Origin of the sequence: Agrobacterium tumefaciens (assembly GCF_005221325.1) — a bacterium.
Taxonomy (GTDB): Bacteria; Pseudomonadota; Alphaproteobacteria; order Rhizobiales; family Rhizobiaceae; genus Agrobacterium.
Window position 1 is genome coordinate 246782 of the sequence record NZ_CP039889.1, and the last position, 15949, is coordinate 262730.

Genomic DNA, 15949 nt, shown 5'->3' on the forward strand with positions numbered 1-15949 from the left:
GCTCCTGCCCCCAATCGCGCCGATAAAATTGCTTCATGAAAGGCATCTGCGTCTCCCCCGAAAATTGACGAAATTTCAACTTGGCTCCATTAGGTCCCTCTCGTTCACGCTGCGTGCCCAAGGCGCTACGGCATAGGACCACGCGTCTGACCGATGTTACTTGTTTTGCTCCAGAGACTGAGCGGGTATCTCATAATGATTGCGGTCAAGAATAGTTACGAAATGAGGAGGTTTTAATGTTGACAAAAATCCAGTGGACAACCGTCTTTTCCGCTGGCGTTGAAAATGCTTGATCAAACATATGCCCTTGTCCCATCCGCCCTGCGGCGGGTGGCAGGTGTTGGAGGTCTTATGGAGCGCAGCTCTCTAGCCGTTATTCTCGCAGCGGGCGACAGCACGCGCATGAAATCGTCGAAATCCAAGGTGCTGCATCCGGTCGCCGGGCGTCCGATGATCACGCATGTGGTGCAGGCGGTGGCTGGATCGGGTGTCGGCACGGTGGCGCTTGTCGTCGGGCGCGATGCCGATAATGTCGCTGCGGCCGCGAGCCTGCCGGGCCTTGAGGTCGAAGCCTTCCTTCAGACGGAACGCAAGGGCACCGGTCACGCGGTTCTCGCCGCCCGCGCCGCCATCGAGCGTGGTTTTGACGACCTGATCGTCGCTTATGGCGACGTGCCGCTCATCACTTCCGCAACGCTCGACCGGGCGCGTGAGGCGATTGCGGCCGGTGCCGACGTTGCCGTGATCGGTTTTCACACCGAGCGACCCACGGGTTATGGCCGGCTTCTGGTCGAGAATGGCGAGCTGGTAGCGATCCGTGAGGAAAAGGACGCTACCGACGAAGAGCGCAAGGTGACCTGGTGCAACAGCGGTCTGATGGCGGTCAATGGCCGCAATGCGCTCGATCTGCTCGGCCGGATCGGCAACAGCAATGTGAAGGGCGAATATTATCTGACCGACATCGTCGAGATAGCCCGCTCGCTCGGCCGCCGTGCGGTTGCCATCGATGCGCCGGAAAATGAACTGGTCGGCTGCAACAACCGCGCCGAACTGGCCTTTATCGAAAAGCTCTGGCAGGAGCGCCGCCGCCATGAATTGATGGTGGATGGTGTATCGATGATCGCGCCTGAGACCGTGTTCCTGTCCTTCGATACCAATATCGGGCAGGATGCGCTGATCGAACCAAATGTCGTCTTCGGACCCGGCGTGACAATCGAGCCGGGTGCAGTGATCCATGCCTTCTCGCATCTCGAAGGCGCTTACGTCGCTAAGGGTGCGACCGTTGGTCCTTATGCGCGGCTGCGGCCGGGTGCGAACCTGCATGCCAATGCCAAGGTCGGCAATTTCTGCGAGGTCAAGAAGGCTGAAATCGGCGAAGGCGCCAAGGTCAATCATCTGACCTATATCGGTGATGCCTTCATCGGCGCGGGCAGCAATATCGGTGCTGGCACTATTACCTGCAATTACGATGGTTATAACAAGGCCGAAACGCGGATCGGTGCGAACAGCTTCGTGGGGTCCAACTCTTCGCTGGTTGCGCCGGTGACGATCGGTGAGGGGGCCTATATCGCCTCCGGCAGCGTCATTACCGATGATGTGCCCGCCGATGCGCTGGCTTTCGGGCGCGCGCGCCAGGAGGTCAAGCCGGGCCGTGCAACCATTGTGCGCGAGCGGGCGAAAGCGCTTAAGGAAGCCACGAAAAAATCGTCCTGAGGGACGTTACCGAGCGATACCGAAAGTGACCGGCGGCATAATTGCCGATTTCACGGAAACGGTTAAAGCATTTCCAGCAAAACTGCGCAGCGGTTTTACGTCCGGAAAAGCGTCAGAACAAAAAAGGGGAGTATTTTCGCATTTCAGGGAAAGGCGGAAATACTCTGGAAGTTTCGGCGAAGAGATCGCCGTCTGGAGATATATATGTGCGGAATTGTCGGAATTGTCGGAACCCAGCCCGTTGCTGAACGGCTTGTCGATGCGCTGAAGCGTCTCGAATATCGCGGTTACGATTCGGCGGGTGTCGCCACCATCGACAATGGCGCGATGGATCGCCGCCGGGCCGAAGGCAAGCTGTTCAATCTGGAAAAGCTGGTTTCGGAAAAGCCGCTGCCGGGTGTCGTCGGCATTGCGCATACACGCTGGGCGACGCATGGCGTGCCGAACGAGACCAATGCCCATCCGCATTTCGTTGAGGGCGTTGCCGTCGTTCACAACGGCATCATCGAGAACTTTGCCGAGCTGCGCGAGGAGCTGACCGCCGAGGGCGCTACCTTCACCACCCAGACCGACACCGAAGTGGTGGCGCAGCTTCTGGCGAAATATACCAGCGAAGGGCTTGGCCATCGCGAAGCGATGCTGAAGATGCTGAACCGCGTTACCGGCGCCTATGCGCTGGTCGTCATGTTTAAGGATGATCCCGACACGCTGCTTTCGGCCCGTTCCGGCCCGCCGCTTGCCGTCGGTTACGGCCGCGGAGAAATGTTCCTGGGGTCGGATGCCATCGCGCTGTCGCCCTTCACCAATGAGATCACCTATCTGGTGGATGGCGACTGCGCCATCGTCACCCGGCAAGGTGCGGAAATCATCGATTTCTCCGGCAAACCGGTAAAGCGCGAGCGGCAGATCTCGCAGGCGACGGCCTTTGTGGTCGACAAGGGCAATCATCGCCACTTCATGGAAAAGGAAATCTACGAGCAGCCGGAAGTGATTTCCCATGCGCTCAGCCATTACGTGGATTTCTCCACCAAGACCGTGAAGGATGCCGACAAGGCGATCGATTTCGCCAAGCTTTCCGGCCTTGCCATTTCCGCCTGCGGTACGGCCTATCTTTCCGGCCTGATCGGCAAATACTGGTTCGAGCGTTATGCCCGCCTGCCAGTGGAAATCGATGTCGCCTCGGAATTCCGTTACCGCGAGATCCCGCTCGTCCCCACGCAGGCGGCGCTGTTCATTTCGCAATCGGGCGAAACCGCCGATACGCTGGCGGCCCTGCGTTATTGCCAGCAGGAGGGGCTGAAGATCGGCGCGGTGGTCAATACCCGCGAATCGACCATGGCGCGTGAATCGGATGCGATCTTTCCGATCCTCGCCGGTCCGGAAATCGGGGTCGCCTCCACCAAGGCCTTCACCTGCCAGCTTGCCGTGCTCGCTTCGCTTGCCGTTGCCGCGGGCAAGGCGCGCGGCACGCTGAAACCGGGTGAGGAAAAGCAACTGGTGCAGCATCTGATCGAGATGCCGCGCATCATGAGCAAGGTGCTGAACATCATCCAGCCGCAGATCGAGGCTTTGTCGCGCGATCTGTCGCGCTTCAAGGACGTGCTTTATCTCGGCCGCGGCACCAGCTTCCCGCTGGCGCTGGAAGGTGCGCTGAAGCTCAAGGAAATTTCCTATATCCACGCCGAAGGTTATGCCGCCGGCGAGCTGAAGCACGGGCCGATCGCGCTGATCGACGAGAACATGCCTGTTATCGTCATTGCGCCTCACGACCGCTTCTTCGAAAAGACCATATCGAACATGCAGGAAGTCGCAGCGCGCGGCGGCCGCATCATCTTCATCACCGATGAGAAGGGGGCAGCAGCCTCCAAGCTCGACACCATGGCGACGATCACGCTGCCCAATGTCGACGGGCTTATAGCGCCGATGGTCTTCTCGCTGCCGATCCAGCTGCTCGCCTATCACACCGCCGTCTTCATGGGGTCGGATGTCGACCAGCCGCGCAATCTGGCAAAATCGGTAACGGTGGAATGATCATTTTTGATATTGGGGTGTCAGCTGAAGTAGGCGCTAGGACAATTAAGTTTCGATGGTTCCTCTCAATCGCAAAATCCGTCCTTTTCGCTTTGCGCTAGGGGCCTGGGCCTAACAATAGGCAAGCCTGGTGTCCGCACAGACGCGGTCTGGCGCGATCAGCCTGTTGTATCCAGCATATCCATCCACCTGCAGGATGCCTGAGAAGCCCTGCAGTATCCGCTCGGCATGAATGCCACCGCGCCCGGGAGCGTAGGTCAAGGCGGCCGGACGGAGCACCGCCGCCCCATGGACGATCATCCCGCGCCAGCGCCCAGAACTATCCGGTCTTGGTCTTACGCGAGCCGCGATCGAGAACCGGAGCACGGGTCTCGTCCATGAACAACTTGGTCGAGCGCTTCAGGTTGGCGATCGACGCATCGAAGACGGGACGCAATTCGAAAGATGCTCGGCCGACCCAGTCACCCAGCGTTGATCGGTCGAGATCGATACCCTGACGGCTCATGATCTGGGCCTCACGGTAAATTTGGGTCGCCCTTTGAAATCGTTGAGCCGCGTTCCTCAATTGCCACCCGTTCCCGGTTTTTCAAGGGAACGCGTCACGCTGAACGCGTGACCAGCGCAATGCAGGCCATCGGCACCGAAGTAAAGCTGCCGCCGCCAAAGTTTCTAACGGCACGGACACAGTATCCGCCGCAGAAACCCGAACCGCCATGATGCCAATATTGCTGGCAAGCGACTCGTTCGGGTTGAACACAACGTGATCGCCGATGGCTGCACCTGCAACGCTGATGGTTGCCGTTCCCTCGGCACCCGCGGCGATAGTTGGTATCGTAATGCCGCCGTCGTAGCGGAGATGATTTGTGATCCGCGCACCCGCCGGCTTCATTTTCGACCACGGGACCTTGCGATCTGGCGCGCCCGGATCACTGGCGCTGCCCCTTCTCTATCCTGTCCAAGATTGATCTCCTGCAAATCGCCTGACTGAAGGGAGAAGGATTTCTGGATTTCCTTCACCGCCTCTGTGATCCCGCTTGTCGCTTGCTTGTTGCTGGTGAGACGATAGTTTAGGTTGTCGGTGATACCGTTGAGCTTGCGAACATCAGTCTCAATGCTTTTCAGCCGCTCATCGGCACGCACCTCGACAGCCTTTACTTCGGCTAGACGGTTCTTGTGCAGGTCTTCATGAACGGTCATTTCCTGAACTGCTCTCTTTCCACGCGAGTGATATCCGCAGAGTTCGACTTGATGTCGTTCTCCACGCGCTCAACATAACTGCCCCCTTGCCAAATCGCGACAAGTGCTGCTGTCAATATCAAGCCGGTGTTGATCATAGAACCGAGGCGCCGCCACGCGCCCTCCACCTGTTTCAGAGCAGTCATCAGCCTTCTTTCTTAACTGCGCAGATGACCGTGTTCCCGCCCATGTAGAGGTCGGCGTAGGTCATGAAAATTGTGAGGAATGTCGGCATATTGAGGCCGATTTCGATTTGCACTGCCGTCCCGAACGACCACAGCGCGGCATTCAGCAACGGCCTGACGGCGACATACCAGGAGATGCAAGCCAGCGTCGGCCACATGCCTGCCGGACGCCATAGCCAGCCGAAAGAAGTGTCCTTGTTCATCTCGGCCAGCATGGGCCGGTTTGCCTCTTTCTGCTGTTCGACTTCGGCGAGGATCAGCTCCGGCGCGATTGTCTCAACATGCCTGACGGCGGCGTCGATCTGCGCGTCTGGTAGCGCCGGCGATGGCATAGATGACGCTGCCGCCGATCTCGCCGGCAACACCACCAACCTGCTTTTCAAGGATCGTTTTGACGGTCGATGGACCGAGTCGGACGGCTGCGTCGATCGGGATTGAAGCAAGGGCGCTCATGCGGCCACCTCTTTATATGCTTCCGCCCGGGCGTTCGCAGCGCGATGCTTGGCGACGCCCATGGCGGCGAGCGCCATTGCAACACCCTTGGCTTCGATGTCCGCGACCCGGCGGCCCTAACCCTTGCCGAACTGCTTCCAGATCGCAAGAGACTGCATGAACGAGAGGCGAGCGCGGCAGATGCGTTTCACTGTTCCCGCGTGGTCATTGCTGCCGGTCGCAGACTTCAGCCATTTAATGCCGCGCGAAACACCGGAGTGGACCGAAGCATCATAGACAGCGAGATCGACGCCGGGGAATAGGTTGAATTTGACCGCCGTGGGATTCCAATATTTCTCACGATAGATGAGAGCTTCGGACAGAGAGATGTTGCAAACCGGCTTCATCGGGAGGCCGCGTACTTAAAGCCACACATGGTAGACAGCCTCCGTGACGCCGTACATGGTCTTGCCGCCGGGATCAGCCTTGTGGTTGCTCCAACCGCCTTCCCATTCGGCTGTGATGTTGTGGCAATATGATGAAACGGTCGGACATCCGGCATCCCTCGATTTGACGCCGCGATATTCCGCTTTCAGATCGGGTGGCGCAAAGCACACCCCAAATCGCAAGATAAAACCTCGTCGATCGTTGCAACCCGTCGCTGATTTATCTAAGGCTTTGGAGTATTTCGCGTGAGGGGCGCATGAACACGACACAAAAAATTCCGGTCAGTGATCACCGGTCGAACTCATTTGACTTGTTTCGGCTGCTTGCAGCGTCGATGGTAGTGGTTGGCCACTCATACGTGCTGCTGGGTAAAGCGCCGCCGCTACTGTTTGGCATACCTGTGCACGTGATGGGGGTCTTCAGCTTCTTCTCGTTGAGCGGCTACCTAATCACTCAAAGCACAATGCGTGACTCGAACCCAGTCAGGTTTTTCGCTCGCCGTTTGGCCAGGATAATGCCAGCGTTATGGGTCTGCATCTTTCTTTCAATTGTATTCGGGGCTTTCCTGTCCCGGCTTTCGATGGCGAAGTATTTTGATCACCCATCCACGATCGCTTACCTCCAGAATCTTATTCTTCGAATTCAGTTTTTCCTGCCCGGCACATTCGAAGATTCGAAGGTGACCTCCGCTTTTAATGGTTCTCTATGGAGCATATCAGCCGAATTTTTGATGTATTGTGTCGCGCTATCTGTAGCGTTGGCATCGCGGTTCCGGGTGGTAGTGCTTGTTTCCATTTTTGCCATCGCAACGATTGTTCGGCTAACAACGGAAGACTTTGTCTTCTACAATATATCATTTTATCAGCTTTACTCGGCCGGCATTTATTTCGTGTTCGGGATGTGCGTTGCGCTGATGCCTGCTTCTACCGTTGATCGTAAATATGAGCTGTCGGCACTTCTGCTATTTGCATGCCTAATGTTGTCTTCCTCTGGGACATTCCAACAATTCGGCCTACCCGCGCTATATTCGTTCGCAGTGATCTCGATTTGCCGCACAGGTTCAACGTCAAGCAAAGCGATTTCCCGTAAGATCGGGGATGTTTCCTACGGCATATACCTGTATTCCTTCCCAGTGCAGCAGGCTCTCATATTCAATGTTGGAATCAAGTCTGCGTTGGTTCTGATACTGATCACCTTCGCTATTGTCCTGCCGCTAGCATATGCGTCTTGGCGTGCAGTGGAAAAGCCATGCCTGGACTTTGTGAAAACCACGCTGAAAAAGAAAACGGGAGCTATCGCATGAGACGAGTCCTAGGGATTGCGACAGCTATTGGATGCCTGTTCGGGCAAACAGCGTCAAACGCTGGCGTCGGTTATTTCAGCCCCAGCGGTGTGCGCGCGGAATTTGCCGCGACAGTAGATATGGCAACAATAAACGCCATCGACGGGCCAGCACACATCGCTGAAAACTTCCGAGTGGCAGCGGAGTCTGGGCTAAAGATCAATCTCGACATTGGCCCCCTAATTTCCAAGCCGCGCCCAGCCGGAAATCTCGTTACTTCATACGCAGCCCAGGATGGGAGCCGAAAAGAAAAGGCTCTTCCCGGCATGAATACGAACAAGCTCCGCGATTTTGTTTCAGACGATCAAATTCGAGAATTCTTGAAACCTTATCTGGATGCCATTGCGCCCCACAAATCAGCGCTTTACAGCGTCTTCTTGGTAGATGAGCCATATCTTAATGGCGTCTCTAAAACGGAGCTTCAGCGGGTCGCAAGCCTTGTCAGGTCGGTCTTCGCCGAAAATGGATACCCCGAGATCAAAATCGGTGTAATTTTCGCTGGCGCCATGTTCAACAAACGCTTCTCCGCCGCGGCACAGAAAGCCGCGCTTGCGTACGTGGATACTATTGACAGCTATGCCCAATCTGAACAAGCTCGCATCGAAACCCTTCCGAGAAGCGAAGCTAAAACCGCACGTGCCGAATTCGATAAATGGAAGGAAGTCATAAACAACTTCCGCCTTACGACCTACGACACCGCTGGGAACATCTACGACGGTGGCGGCATCCCTGCTGGCTTTGATATTCTGGCGTTCGATCTCTACGTATCCACGGCATTGCTCGACGGGGCTTACGAGGACGCAATGTCCGTCTTGGCGTCGGAGTCGGGGATTCCAGAATGCGCGGACTTTGCCAATGTAAAGATGAGCAAATTCAGGTCCACACTCTCATTCATGCAGTCTGGTCCCATGTCGGCTGGCGACCATCTGAGGGACAATGACAACGAAAGGCTAACTCGCTTCTATAACTGCCGAGTGAAGGGGACGATTAAGCTCTTGCAAGACGAAGCGAAAGCCTCTGGCTACTCCAAGTTTGAAACGATGGTGATCACCGAATCCAGCTCGAATGGATTTCTTGAGTTCGCCGCCGATGGTAGCCCCGAAGCCGAACAGCCTGAACTGCTAGTGAAAGCCCGGGTGGTCGAGGAAGTAGAAAGAGCGATCAGGCTCTACAAAGAACCTGGGTCCGGCATAGACCATATGTTGTTTTTCACGTTCGATGACGAATACGACAAAAGCATCAACCTTCAGGTCGGAGGGGTAGCCTCCAACCCTAAGGCTATAGAGGCGATCTCCGCTGCCTCTGACCGAAATTAAACTGGCCGGTGAATTGCGAACCCTAAATCAACGTCCGCTGCGGCGGGCGTTGTCCCAACTTGATCTGAACTGATCTGAACCTTGATCTGAACCTGATCTGAACCCTTCAAACTGGACCGTTTTTGGTTAGAGTTTTCCGGAGCATTTTCCTGGCTGGGAAAGGAACGGAAGACGATGAAAGCATCACAGTTTTCGGACGCACAGAAGGCGTTCATTCTGAAGCAGGGTGATGAAGGAGTGTCGGTGGCGGAGATCTGCCGGAAGGCAGGGATCAGCCAGGCGACCTATTTCAACTGGAAGAAAAAATACGCGGGCATGTTACCGCCGGAGATGAAGAAGCTAAAGCAGCTCGAGGACGAGAATGCGCGGTTGAAGAAGATCGTCGCGGACCTGACGCTGGACCGTGAGATGTTGCAGGATGTCATTCGGCGAAAGCTCTAAGGCCTGCTCGGAAACGCGAGATGGTGAAAGGCATGTGCCGGGATTGGATGATCTCGATCCGGCGTGCCTGTGGGGCACTGAACTTCGATCGGTCGACCTACCATTACACCTCTCGCCGTGCCGATCAGGCCGGTCTGGAACGTCAGATTCGTGAGATCTGCGAGATACGTGTTCGCTACGGCTATCGTCGCGTGCATGTACTGTTGGAGCGCTAGGGTTGAGGGACCAACATCAAGCGAACCTATCGCATTTACAGAGACTTGGGCCTGCAACTGCGTAACAAGACGCCGAAGCGACGGGTCAAAGCCAAGCTGCGGGAAGATCGGCAAATGGCCGTTGGACCGAACGATGTCTGGGCCATGGACTTCGTTCACGACCAACTCGCGACCGGCAAGAAACTGCGGGTGCTCACGGTAGTCGACACCTTCTCGCGCTATGTGCCGGTGCTTGATCCACGTCACAGCTATCGAGGTGAAGATGTCGTGCAAACCTTGGAACGGGTATGCCGGAAAGTTGGCTACCCGAAGACGATCCGTGTCGATCAGGGGACTGAGTTCGTGTCTCGCGATCTTGACCTTTGGGCCTACGCCAAAGGCGTCACCTTGGACTTCTCACGCCCGGGCAAGCCGACCGACAATGCGTTCATTGAAGCGTTCAATGGCCGCTTCCGCGCCGAATGTCTGAATCAGCACTGATTCCTGACCCTTGCGGATGCCCGCGAAAAGATGGAGGATTGGCGTATAGACTATAATGAGTTTCGGCCGCATGGTGCGATCGGCAATAAGGTGCCGATCTCGCTGATGAAATCAGGAGGCTCAACCAGCCCGCCTCCCTGAATGAAGCCGGAAAACTCTAGCCTCCGCTGGTCCAGAAACCTGGGGCGGTTCAACCCCGCCGAGGCTCTAATCAAAGCCGGATGAAACTTCAGTGGCAGGTCACAGCGTTTCGAAAATTGGGGTTGGTAAGGTGAGAGGTGTTTAATCCCAGCGATTGAGGGAGAAGGAAACCCAAATAGTGGCTGCGTAACGCAATTTGTATGCTCGCCCTTGAACCGAAGACCTGAGAACACGCTAAATTGGCGCGCCCCTACGCAATCTGCCTCGACTTGGTGAAAATAATAAGGTATCGCCGGCCAACCAGAGCGGGCGTGCAAGAACCGAGGCTATGCAAAGCAATGCGAATTATCTAGTACTACCGAAACAAAAAATGCGCCGTTAAGCTAGAGGTCGCGTTTTATTTTTGACACAAATCGGGTCGTTGGCGCGCACATCAGGCTTTCGTTGCCACACCGGAATTCAGGAAAAGATGGGATATGGAATTCACAGGCGAGCGGTATATTCCCGGCGTGGGAGGGAGCATTGCACTCGAGCACGAGCACAGATACCGCATGTGTCTCGACGCCGTTAAAGGCAAAACGGTACTCGATATTGCATGTGGCGAAGGCTTCGGATCCTCATTGTTGTCAAAAAACGCCGAATTTGTCTTCGGCGTGGATATCGACCCCGAGGCAATCAGCCATGCTTCGGAAACTTACGATGCCGAAAACATCACATTTTTACAAGGATCTTGCTCACAGATCCCGATCGAGGATAACTCGATAGACATCGTCGTAAGCTTCGAAACGATAGAGCATCACGACGAGCACGAACAAATGATGCTGGAAGTGCGACGCGTTTTGAAGGCTGATGGCGTTCTTATAATATCCAGTCCTGACAAAAAAACATATTCAGATTTACGCAATTTCAGAAATGAATTTCATGTCAAAGAGTTATATCGTAACGAATTTCAAGAATTGCTCACGAAACATTTCAAGTATGTGGCCATGATGGGCCAAAGAATTGTCTACGGTTCTGCGATTTTTAAAGAAGAGGGACAGGGAGAAATTCAGTCCTACGGTATCGAATCCGTCGTGCCTACACCAGGTCTTCCAGACCCCCTATATTTAATCGCTGTTGCTTCAGACAATCAAGGCTGGGACGAAAAGGTGCGCGGAGGGATTTTAGAAGAAACTGTGTACAGAAGTGAAGCAATCATCGAAAGAGCTCATCAGCATAGCAAGGTTGTCGAGGAAATGCGCGCCGGGATTGCTTTGTTAACAGGAACAATGAGTGCCGCTGAAATGATTGACGGCCTGGTGGGCAAACTCAGTGCCGCAATGTCGATTGCGGCCACCCTTGACGAAAAATTGCAACATTTGAGCGATGAACTAAATTTGAAGGGCGAAAATAACGTATCGGTATCTAATAGCCCGGCCAGAGGCTTAAAGCTAATGCGGCTTGCATTTCACCGGGATGGCCGTCCTCGGGGATGGCTGCGCAAGCTTGTCCTCAAGGATCGGAAATTAGGGCTGCCCAGAGAATCAACGAAACGGATTTTGCTGAAGAAGGACGGTCGCGTACGGCCCTGTTTTCAAAAGTGGTACTCACGTTACGACGCGAGCCCAGAATTACACTTCAACTTAGAATACACTGACTTCCTCCGCGAGATATTGAAGTCGGGCACGGTTGCGCGAGCGGAAACGTTGCATATCGTAACCACGCCCCATACAAAAATAATCGCTCAACTAATCCAGGAGGCGCTGAAGCACAGCCGATTTAAGTTCTCAAGCTCCACTGTAATGCCTGAAAAATTTGAGCATGACCTGTACGTTGTCGTGGCACCTCAGATGTTTGCATTGATGCCACCTGCCAATAAGACGATAATCTTCCAGATGGAACAGGTTAGGGCATCTTCTTGGGCCACTGACGAGTATTTGGGCAGACTCAGCAAAAGTTTGGCTGTGATCGATTATTCCTCTGACAACATTGCCGCCCTTCACGAAAGATCGCTGCCGTCCAAGCAGCTATATTACGTTCCGATCAGACCGTTACAGCTCCAACCCGAGAAAAACGAGGTGGAGCGAGATATTGACGTCCTATTTTATGGTTCAATAGCGGCGGAGCGGCGCGGGCGCTATTTGAATGCGCTATCAGAGAAATTCAATATTCGAGTCGAATCGAACCTTTTTGGCGACGACCTCCAAGACCTACTGAAAAGAACCAAAGTAGTCGCTAATATACACTACTATGAAGGCGCATTATTGGAGACAACGAGGTTAAGCGAAGCTCTTTCTTTTGGGGCCCGCGTAGTATCGGAGGAGTCAGTAGACCAACTGGACCGGACAGACTTTGCAGACTTGGTCGATTTTGTCCCCGTGGGCGATATCCAATCATACTTGTCGAAAATTCAAAAAGCCTTGGATGGTTGGGACGGACCGGCGACAGTTGACAAAGATACCGACTTTTCCGGAATGACATATCATCTCGTGCGGGTGTTAAACGGGATCGGTGCGATATCACCGGAAGAAGTGTTTGACCTTTGTCGTGATTTGCGTATGCCATCGGCTAGAGCCGTTCTTGCACTTCCTGAGCAGACAGAGCGTTACAACTTCGCAAAAAGAAATCTTCTGCCCGATGCTTGGCTCTTTAATGGCTTGAGGGACATTGATGGTTGGAAGGGTTGTGCCAGAAGCTATAAGTTTCTCGCGTCTCAGGCCCTTCGCCAAGATTTCTCTAATCTGATGATATATGAGGATGACGCAGGTTTCCAAATCGAAGTAAGGGAAAGGCTCCAGATAGTTGAGCAGTACCTATCCCAGAGTTCTGACTGGGATGTGTTTTCCGGTCTACTCAGCGATCTTTCCGACGATGCCGTTGTAACGAAAGTAGCCAACTTCGGCGGAGAGGAATTCTTGCACCTTAATAGTGTGATCGGGATGGTGTTTGGTATCTACAACAAAAGCGCTCTGGAAATGCTAGCGCGTTTCGAGATTGTGGGAAATGACACTCAGAAACATACGATTGACCGTTACTTGGAAGCTTTGTGCCCGAAGTGCATTACAACGCTACCGCCGATAGCAAGTCATTCCGAACATCTTATTTCAACTCTTTGGCCGGTCGATAATTCCGCAACGACTAGAATGATCTCAAGAAGCCTTGAAAAGTTGGATTCGAAACGGTTGTCTGTTGTCCACAGCAGCGGCTCGTAGAGCACGCTCCGCGTCAAGTATATGAGATCGTTGTGTACCCTCTCAACTCAAAGACTGGAGTCGGCACTTGGCGGCGGAGAAAATATCGTGGATGCGGCTCCAGCGAGGAAGCCGGCTGCTTTTGCGCGCCGTCGGGCCGAATATATGATCGCGGGGGACGCAAAAAGAGCAACGGCTTGCATAAGAGTCGAAAAAACTACAAGCGGCCGCTGATGCTTCTTTCCAGCATAAATTCTTGATCGCGCCATATGAAACGCCTTGAGCCGAGCAATTTCTGGAGATCGTCCCGATGAATGCCCCGCGGTGTGATATACAAGGGCATCTCGTACGAATACGAGTTGTCCTAGTTTCGTAAGACGCAATGATAGGTCATCGTCTTCATGATAGAGAAATATTGCTGGATCAAAGCCTTCCACAGCAACGAATTTTTGTTTCGAAACAAAAAATGCAGCGCCGCTCAAGACCGGAACGACAGTGTCCGCCATTGGCCAGCCCTTTTTCATGTAGCGGTTGCGCGGCAATAGCCAAGACCTCCGCTTGAAGTATTCACTCCCGTCCGAGTTTGAGATTCTTGGATTGAAGGCGACGCCCAGGGGATGACGGGCGACTGCTTCCAGCAACGCCTCAATTGAGCCAGTTGTTAACCGGGCGTCGGGGTTCAGAAACAGTATCCAAGGTGTCTGCACAAGGGCTGCGCCTGCATTACAACCGCGTCCGAACCCCTGATTCTCCTTCAACTGAACGATCCTGATGTCCCTATCTGCAGGCAGGTTCGCGAAACTGTTTGTTTTCCCGTTGTCAACAAGAACGATTGGTGTTGCTTCTGGGATGCTTGCGATCATATCCGCTACTAGCGCATCGCTCTTATAGCAAACAGATACAACCGTTACGTCCGAGAGCGACAAGCTAGCCATTTTGACCCCAGAAGTTAGGCGCATCATCCCACGCCTGTTGGCGAATTTGTTTATTAGCTTCTGTCGTAGAACGCCGTGGCGCAGTTCGCATCAATAGACTCGAAAGAATTAATAAGAGGCAAGTCTCCTCAGATATATGCCATAATCACCTTTGCCAGCATTCTCTGCCAGTACTGAGAACTCGGATTTCGTAATGAAGCCCTTTGTCAAGGCGATCTCCTCTGGGCAAGCAATCTTGAAGCCTTGTCGCTTTTCCAGCGTCCGCACGAATTCACCTGCCTCGAGAAGACTGTCGGGAGTGCCGGTATCAAGCCAGGCGTAACCTCTACCCATTATCGATACCTTCAGCTTGCCACGCTCAAGATAGATCCGATTGACGTCTGTAATTTCATATTCGCCGCGCGCCGAAGGTTTAAGATTAGCGGCGATATCGACCACATCCGCGTCGTAGAAATAAAGCCCGGTAACGGCCCAATTCGACTTGGGATTGGCGGGTTTTTCCTCGATCGAAAGGGCACGCATCTCGCTATCGAAATCAACAACACCGTACCTTTCGGGATCATTGACGTGATACGCGAAAACCGTCGCGCCATCTTTAACGCTCGTGCCCTCGTGCAGGAGCTCTGGCAGTCCGTGGCCGTAATAGATGTTGTCGCCCAAAATGAGACAGGACGGCGAGCCCGACACAAAGTCCGCGCCGATCATGTAGGCCTGCGCTAGCCCATCGGGGCTCGGTTGAACGGCATACTCTATGGAAAGCCCCCATTTCGATCCGTCACCCAAGAGGTTCTGGAATAGCGGCATGTCGTGCGGCGTCGAGATGATAAGGATTTCTCGAATGCCTGCCAGCATCAGCGTCGTCAGTGGATAATAGATCATCGGCTTGTCATAGACCGGCAAAATTTGCTTCGAGACCGCCAATGTCATCGGATGCAGGCGCGTGCCGCTGCCGCCAGCGAGAATGATGCCCTTCATGGCTTTTCCTTTTTACTCTGCGCAAGAGCGGAAACGACCGCGCGCGTTGATTTTTCCCATTCCGGCAGTCTTATTCCATAAACTTCTTCTAACTTGCTGCAATCAAGCCGCGAGTTTGCCGGACGCCGGGCTGGTGTAGGGTATTGTGCAGTCGTGATGTCTTTGACGATCATCGACTTCCCGCCGTGTTCTTCAGCGAATGCGAATATCTGTTTCGCGAAATTCGCCCAGTTCGTTTCACCGGTTCCAGACAAATGAAATATCCCACGTAGACCTACGGCGGAGTCTGCAACGAGTTTTCTGGCAATCGTTATGGTCGCCGCTGCAATGTCGTTGGCTGAGGTAGGGCATCCAAACTGGTCCGCGACCACATTGATCTCGTCACGGTTCTCGCTCAGCCGGAGCATGGTCTTTACAAAGTTGTTGCCATACTCCGAATAAACCCAAGCTGTCCGCAAAATGGCGTAGTTGCCGGTAACCTCCGAAATAGCCTGTTCGCCTTCGAGCTTTGAGCGGCCGTAGATTGATGTCGGGCCTGTCGGATCACTTTCGACATAGGCGGTGGCCTTGGTACCGTCGAAAACATAATCCGTAGAAAGATGAATGACGGGAATGCCGAGGTCTCTCGCCGCCTGCGCGACGGCCCTTGCTCCGTCCCGATTAACGGCAAAGGCGATGTCCGGCTCGCTTTCTGCCTTATCGACAGCGGTATAGGCGGCAGCCGATACTACGGCATCGGGTTTCACGTCCCGTAGCGCCTTCGAAACGGTTTCAGGCTGCGCAAGGTCGAGTTCCGGCCGGCTGAGCGTCACGATCTCCAGCTCGTTACTCGCCAATGCCCGGAGGGCGCTAACGACCTGACCGTTTTTGCCTGTGACTGCCAGCCGCAT

General features: G+C 54.2%; 14 protein-coding genes and 2 pseudogenes. 6 read left to right on the forward strand and 10 right to left on the reverse strand.

Annotated elements, in window-relative coordinates; translation table 11 throughout:
• The first annotated feature begins 351 nt into the window (after window positions 1-351).
• Together glmU and glmS are read left to right on the forward strand one after the other, a co-directional pair.
• Complete coding sequence (gene glmU, locus CFBP5499_RS16065) at window positions 352-1713, forward strand: bifunctional UDP-N-acetylglucosamine diphosphorylase/glucosamine-1-phosphate N-acetyltransferase GlmU (RefSeq protein WP_137066341.1); 1362 nt, start codon at window positions 352-354, stop codon at window positions 1711-1713.
• Between the two features lie 204 nt (window positions 1714-1917).
• Entirely contained in the window at window positions 1918-3744 is a 1827-nt protein-coding gene (gene glmS / locus CFBP5499_RS16075) for a glutamine--fructose-6-phosphate transaminase (isomerizing) (protein ID WP_080829894.1), read from the forward strand.
• Between the two features lie 114 nt (window positions 3745-3858).
• On the opposite strand, the pseudogene CFBP5499_RS16080 reads toward glmS, so the two are convergent.
• From CFBP5499_RS16080 to CFBP5499_RS30500, 7 genes and pseudogenes are all read right to left on the reverse strand, one after another.
• Window positions 3859-4270, reverse strand: a pseudogene (locus CFBP5499_RS16080) (IS66 family transposase); the annotation flags it as partial.
• 359 nt (window positions 4271-4629) lie between these two features.
• Window positions 4630-4941, reverse strand: coding sequence for a hypothetical protein (locus CFBP5499_RS16085; RefSeq protein WP_080829892.1), 312 nt, complete (start codon window positions 4939-4941; stop codon window positions 4630-4632).
• Window positions 4938-5126, reverse strand: a complete 189-nt coding sequence (locus tag CFBP5499_RS16090; RefSeq protein WP_080829891.1) for a hypothetical protein — start codon at window positions 5124-5126, stop codon at window positions 4938-4940. The genes CFBP5499_RS16085 and CFBP5499_RS16090 overlap by 4 nt, the downstream gene beginning before the upstream one ends.
• Window positions 5126-5497: a 3TM-type holin gene (locus CFBP5499_RS16095; RefSeq protein WP_080829890.1), complete on the reverse strand. Its 372-nt coding sequence runs from the start codon at window positions 5495-5497 to the stop codon at window positions 5126-5128. Before CFBP5499_RS16095 ends, CFBP5499_RS16090 begins: the two co-directional genes overlap by 1 nt.
• Window positions 5442-5618 carry a hypothetical protein gene (locus CFBP5499_RS30060; protein ID WP_158523299.1) on the reverse strand — a complete coding sequence of 59 codons (177 nt, stop codon included), beginning with the start codon at window positions 5616-5618 and terminating at the stop codon, window positions 5442-5444. Before CFBP5499_RS30060 ends, CFBP5499_RS16095 begins: the two co-directional genes overlap by 56 nt.
• 116 nt (window positions 5619-5734) lie before the next feature.
• Window positions 5735-6004 carry a hypothetical protein gene (locus CFBP5499_RS30495; RefSeq protein ID WP_233284207.1) on the reverse strand — a complete coding sequence of 90 codons (270 nt, stop codon included), beginning with the start codon at window positions 6002-6004 and terminating at the stop codon, window positions 5735-5737.
• Between the two features lie 15 nt (window positions 6005-6019).
• The gene (locus CFBP5499_RS30500) at window positions 6020-6226 is read right to left on the reverse strand and encodes a glycosyl hydrolase 108 family protein (protein WP_233284538.1); all 207 of its coding nucleotides are present in this window, start codon (window positions 6224-6226) and stop codon (window positions 6020-6022) included.
• A 74-nt stretch (window positions 6227-6300) separates the two neighbouring features.
• On the opposite strand from CFBP5499_RS30500, the gene CFBP5499_RS16105 reads away from it, so the two are divergent.
• The 4 genes and pseudogenes from CFBP5499_RS16105 (at window position 6301) to CFBP5499_RS16130 (ending at window position 13170) form a co-directional block, all read left to right on the forward strand.
• Window positions 6301-7347, forward strand: a complete 1047-nt coding sequence (locus CFBP5499_RS16105) for an acyltransferase family protein (protein ID WP_080829889.1) — start codon at window positions 6301-6303, stop codon at window positions 7345-7347.
• On the forward strand, window positions 7344-8702 hold the full coding sequence (locus tag CFBP5499_RS16110) for a hypothetical protein (RefSeq protein WP_080829888.1): 1359 nt from the start codon (window positions 7344-7346) through the stop codon (window positions 8700-8702). Before CFBP5499_RS16105 ends, CFBP5499_RS16110 begins: the two co-directional genes overlap by 4 nt.
• Window positions 8703-8876: 174 nt before the next feature.
• Window positions 8877-9979 (forward strand): annotated as a pseudogene (locus tag CFBP5499_RS16120) (IS3 family transposase).
• Between the two features lie 476 nt (window positions 9980-10455).
• A complete protein-coding gene (locus CFBP5499_RS16130) occupies window positions 10456-13170 on the forward strand; it encodes a class I SAM-dependent methyltransferase (protein WP_080829886.1) in 2715 nt (904 codons plus the stop codon).
• Window positions 13171-13217: 47 nt separating this feature from the next.
• Here CFBP5499_RS16130 and CFBP5499_RS16135 read toward each other — a convergent pair whose 3' ends face one another.
• The 3 genes from CFBP5499_RS16135 to rfbD all read right to left on the reverse strand — a co-directional run bounded on the left by CFBP5499_RS16135 (window position 13218) and on the right by rfbD (window position 15949).
• A complete protein-coding gene (locus tag CFBP5499_RS16135; protein ID WP_080829885.1) occupies window positions 13218-14084 on the reverse strand; it encodes a glycosyltransferase family 2 protein in 867 nt (288 codons plus the stop codon).
• A gap of 108 nt (window positions 14085-14192) precedes the next feature.
• Complete coding sequence (gene rfbA, locus CFBP5499_RS16140; RefSeq protein WP_080829884.1) at window positions 14193-15059, reverse strand: glucose-1-phosphate thymidylyltransferase RfbA; 867 nt, start codon at window positions 15057-15059, stop codon at window positions 14193-14195.
• Window positions 15056-15949 (reverse strand): dTDP-4-dehydrorhamnose reductase, encoded by an 894-nt coding sequence (gene rfbD, locus CFBP5499_RS16145; protein WP_080829883.1) that lies wholly within the window; start codon window positions 15947-15949, stop codon window positions 15056-15058. The genes rfbA and rfbD overlap by 4 nt, the downstream gene beginning before the upstream one ends.

Bases quoted from the DNA above. Each gene is read 5' to 3' on its own strand.
- glmU (WP_137066341.1), top strand. From the start codon at position 352: ATGGAGCGCAGCTCTCTAGCCGTTATTCTCGCAGCGGGCGACAGCACG.
- CFBP5499_RS30060 (WP_158523299.1), bottom strand. From the start codon at position 5,618: ATGAGCGCCCTTGCTTCAATCCCGATCGACGCAGCCGTCCGACTCGGT.
- CFBP5499_RS16130 (WP_080829886.1), top strand. From the start codon at position 10,456: ATGGAATTCACAGGCGAGCGGTATATTCCCGGCGTGGGAGGGAGCATT.
- CFBP5499_RS16110 (WP_080829888.1), top strand. From the start codon at position 7,344: ATGAGACGAGTCCTAGGGATTGCGACAGCTATTGGATGCCTGTTCGGG.
- rfbD (WP_080829883.1), bottom strand. From the start codon at position 15,949: ATGCGGCTGGCAGTCACAGGCAAAAACGGTCAGGTCGTTAGCGCCCTC.
- glmS (WP_080829894.1), top strand. From the start codon at position 1,918: ATGTGCGGAATTGTCGGAATTGTCGGAACCCAGCCCGTTGCTGAACGG.
- CFBP5499_RS30495 (WP_233284207.1), bottom strand. From the start codon at position 6,004: ATGAAGCCGGTTTGCAACATCTCTCTGTCCGAAGCTCTCATCTATCGT.
- CFBP5499_RS16090 (WP_080829891.1), bottom strand. From the start codon at position 5,126: ATGACTGCTCTGAAACAGGTGGAGGGCGCGTGGCGGCGCCTCGGTTCT.
- CFBP5499_RS16095 (WP_080829890.1), bottom strand. From the start codon at position 5,497: ATGCCATCGCCGGCGCTACCAGACGCGCAGATCGACGCCGCCGTCAGG.
- CFBP5499_RS16135 (WP_080829885.1), bottom strand. From the start codon at position 14,084: ATGGCTAGCTTGTCGCTCTCGGACGTAACGGTTGTATCTGTTTGCTAT.
- rfbA (WP_080829884.1), bottom strand. From the start codon at position 15,059: ATGAAGGGCATCATTCTCGCTGGCGGCAGCGGCACGCGCCTGCATCCG.
- CFBP5499_RS16085 (WP_080829892.1), bottom strand. From the start codon at position 4,941: ATGACCGTTCATGAAGACCTGCACAAGAACCGTCTAGCCGAAGTAAAG.
- CFBP5499_RS16105 (WP_080829889.1), top strand. From the start codon at position 6,301: ATGAACACGACACAAAAAATTCCGGTCAGTGATCACCGGTCGAACTCA.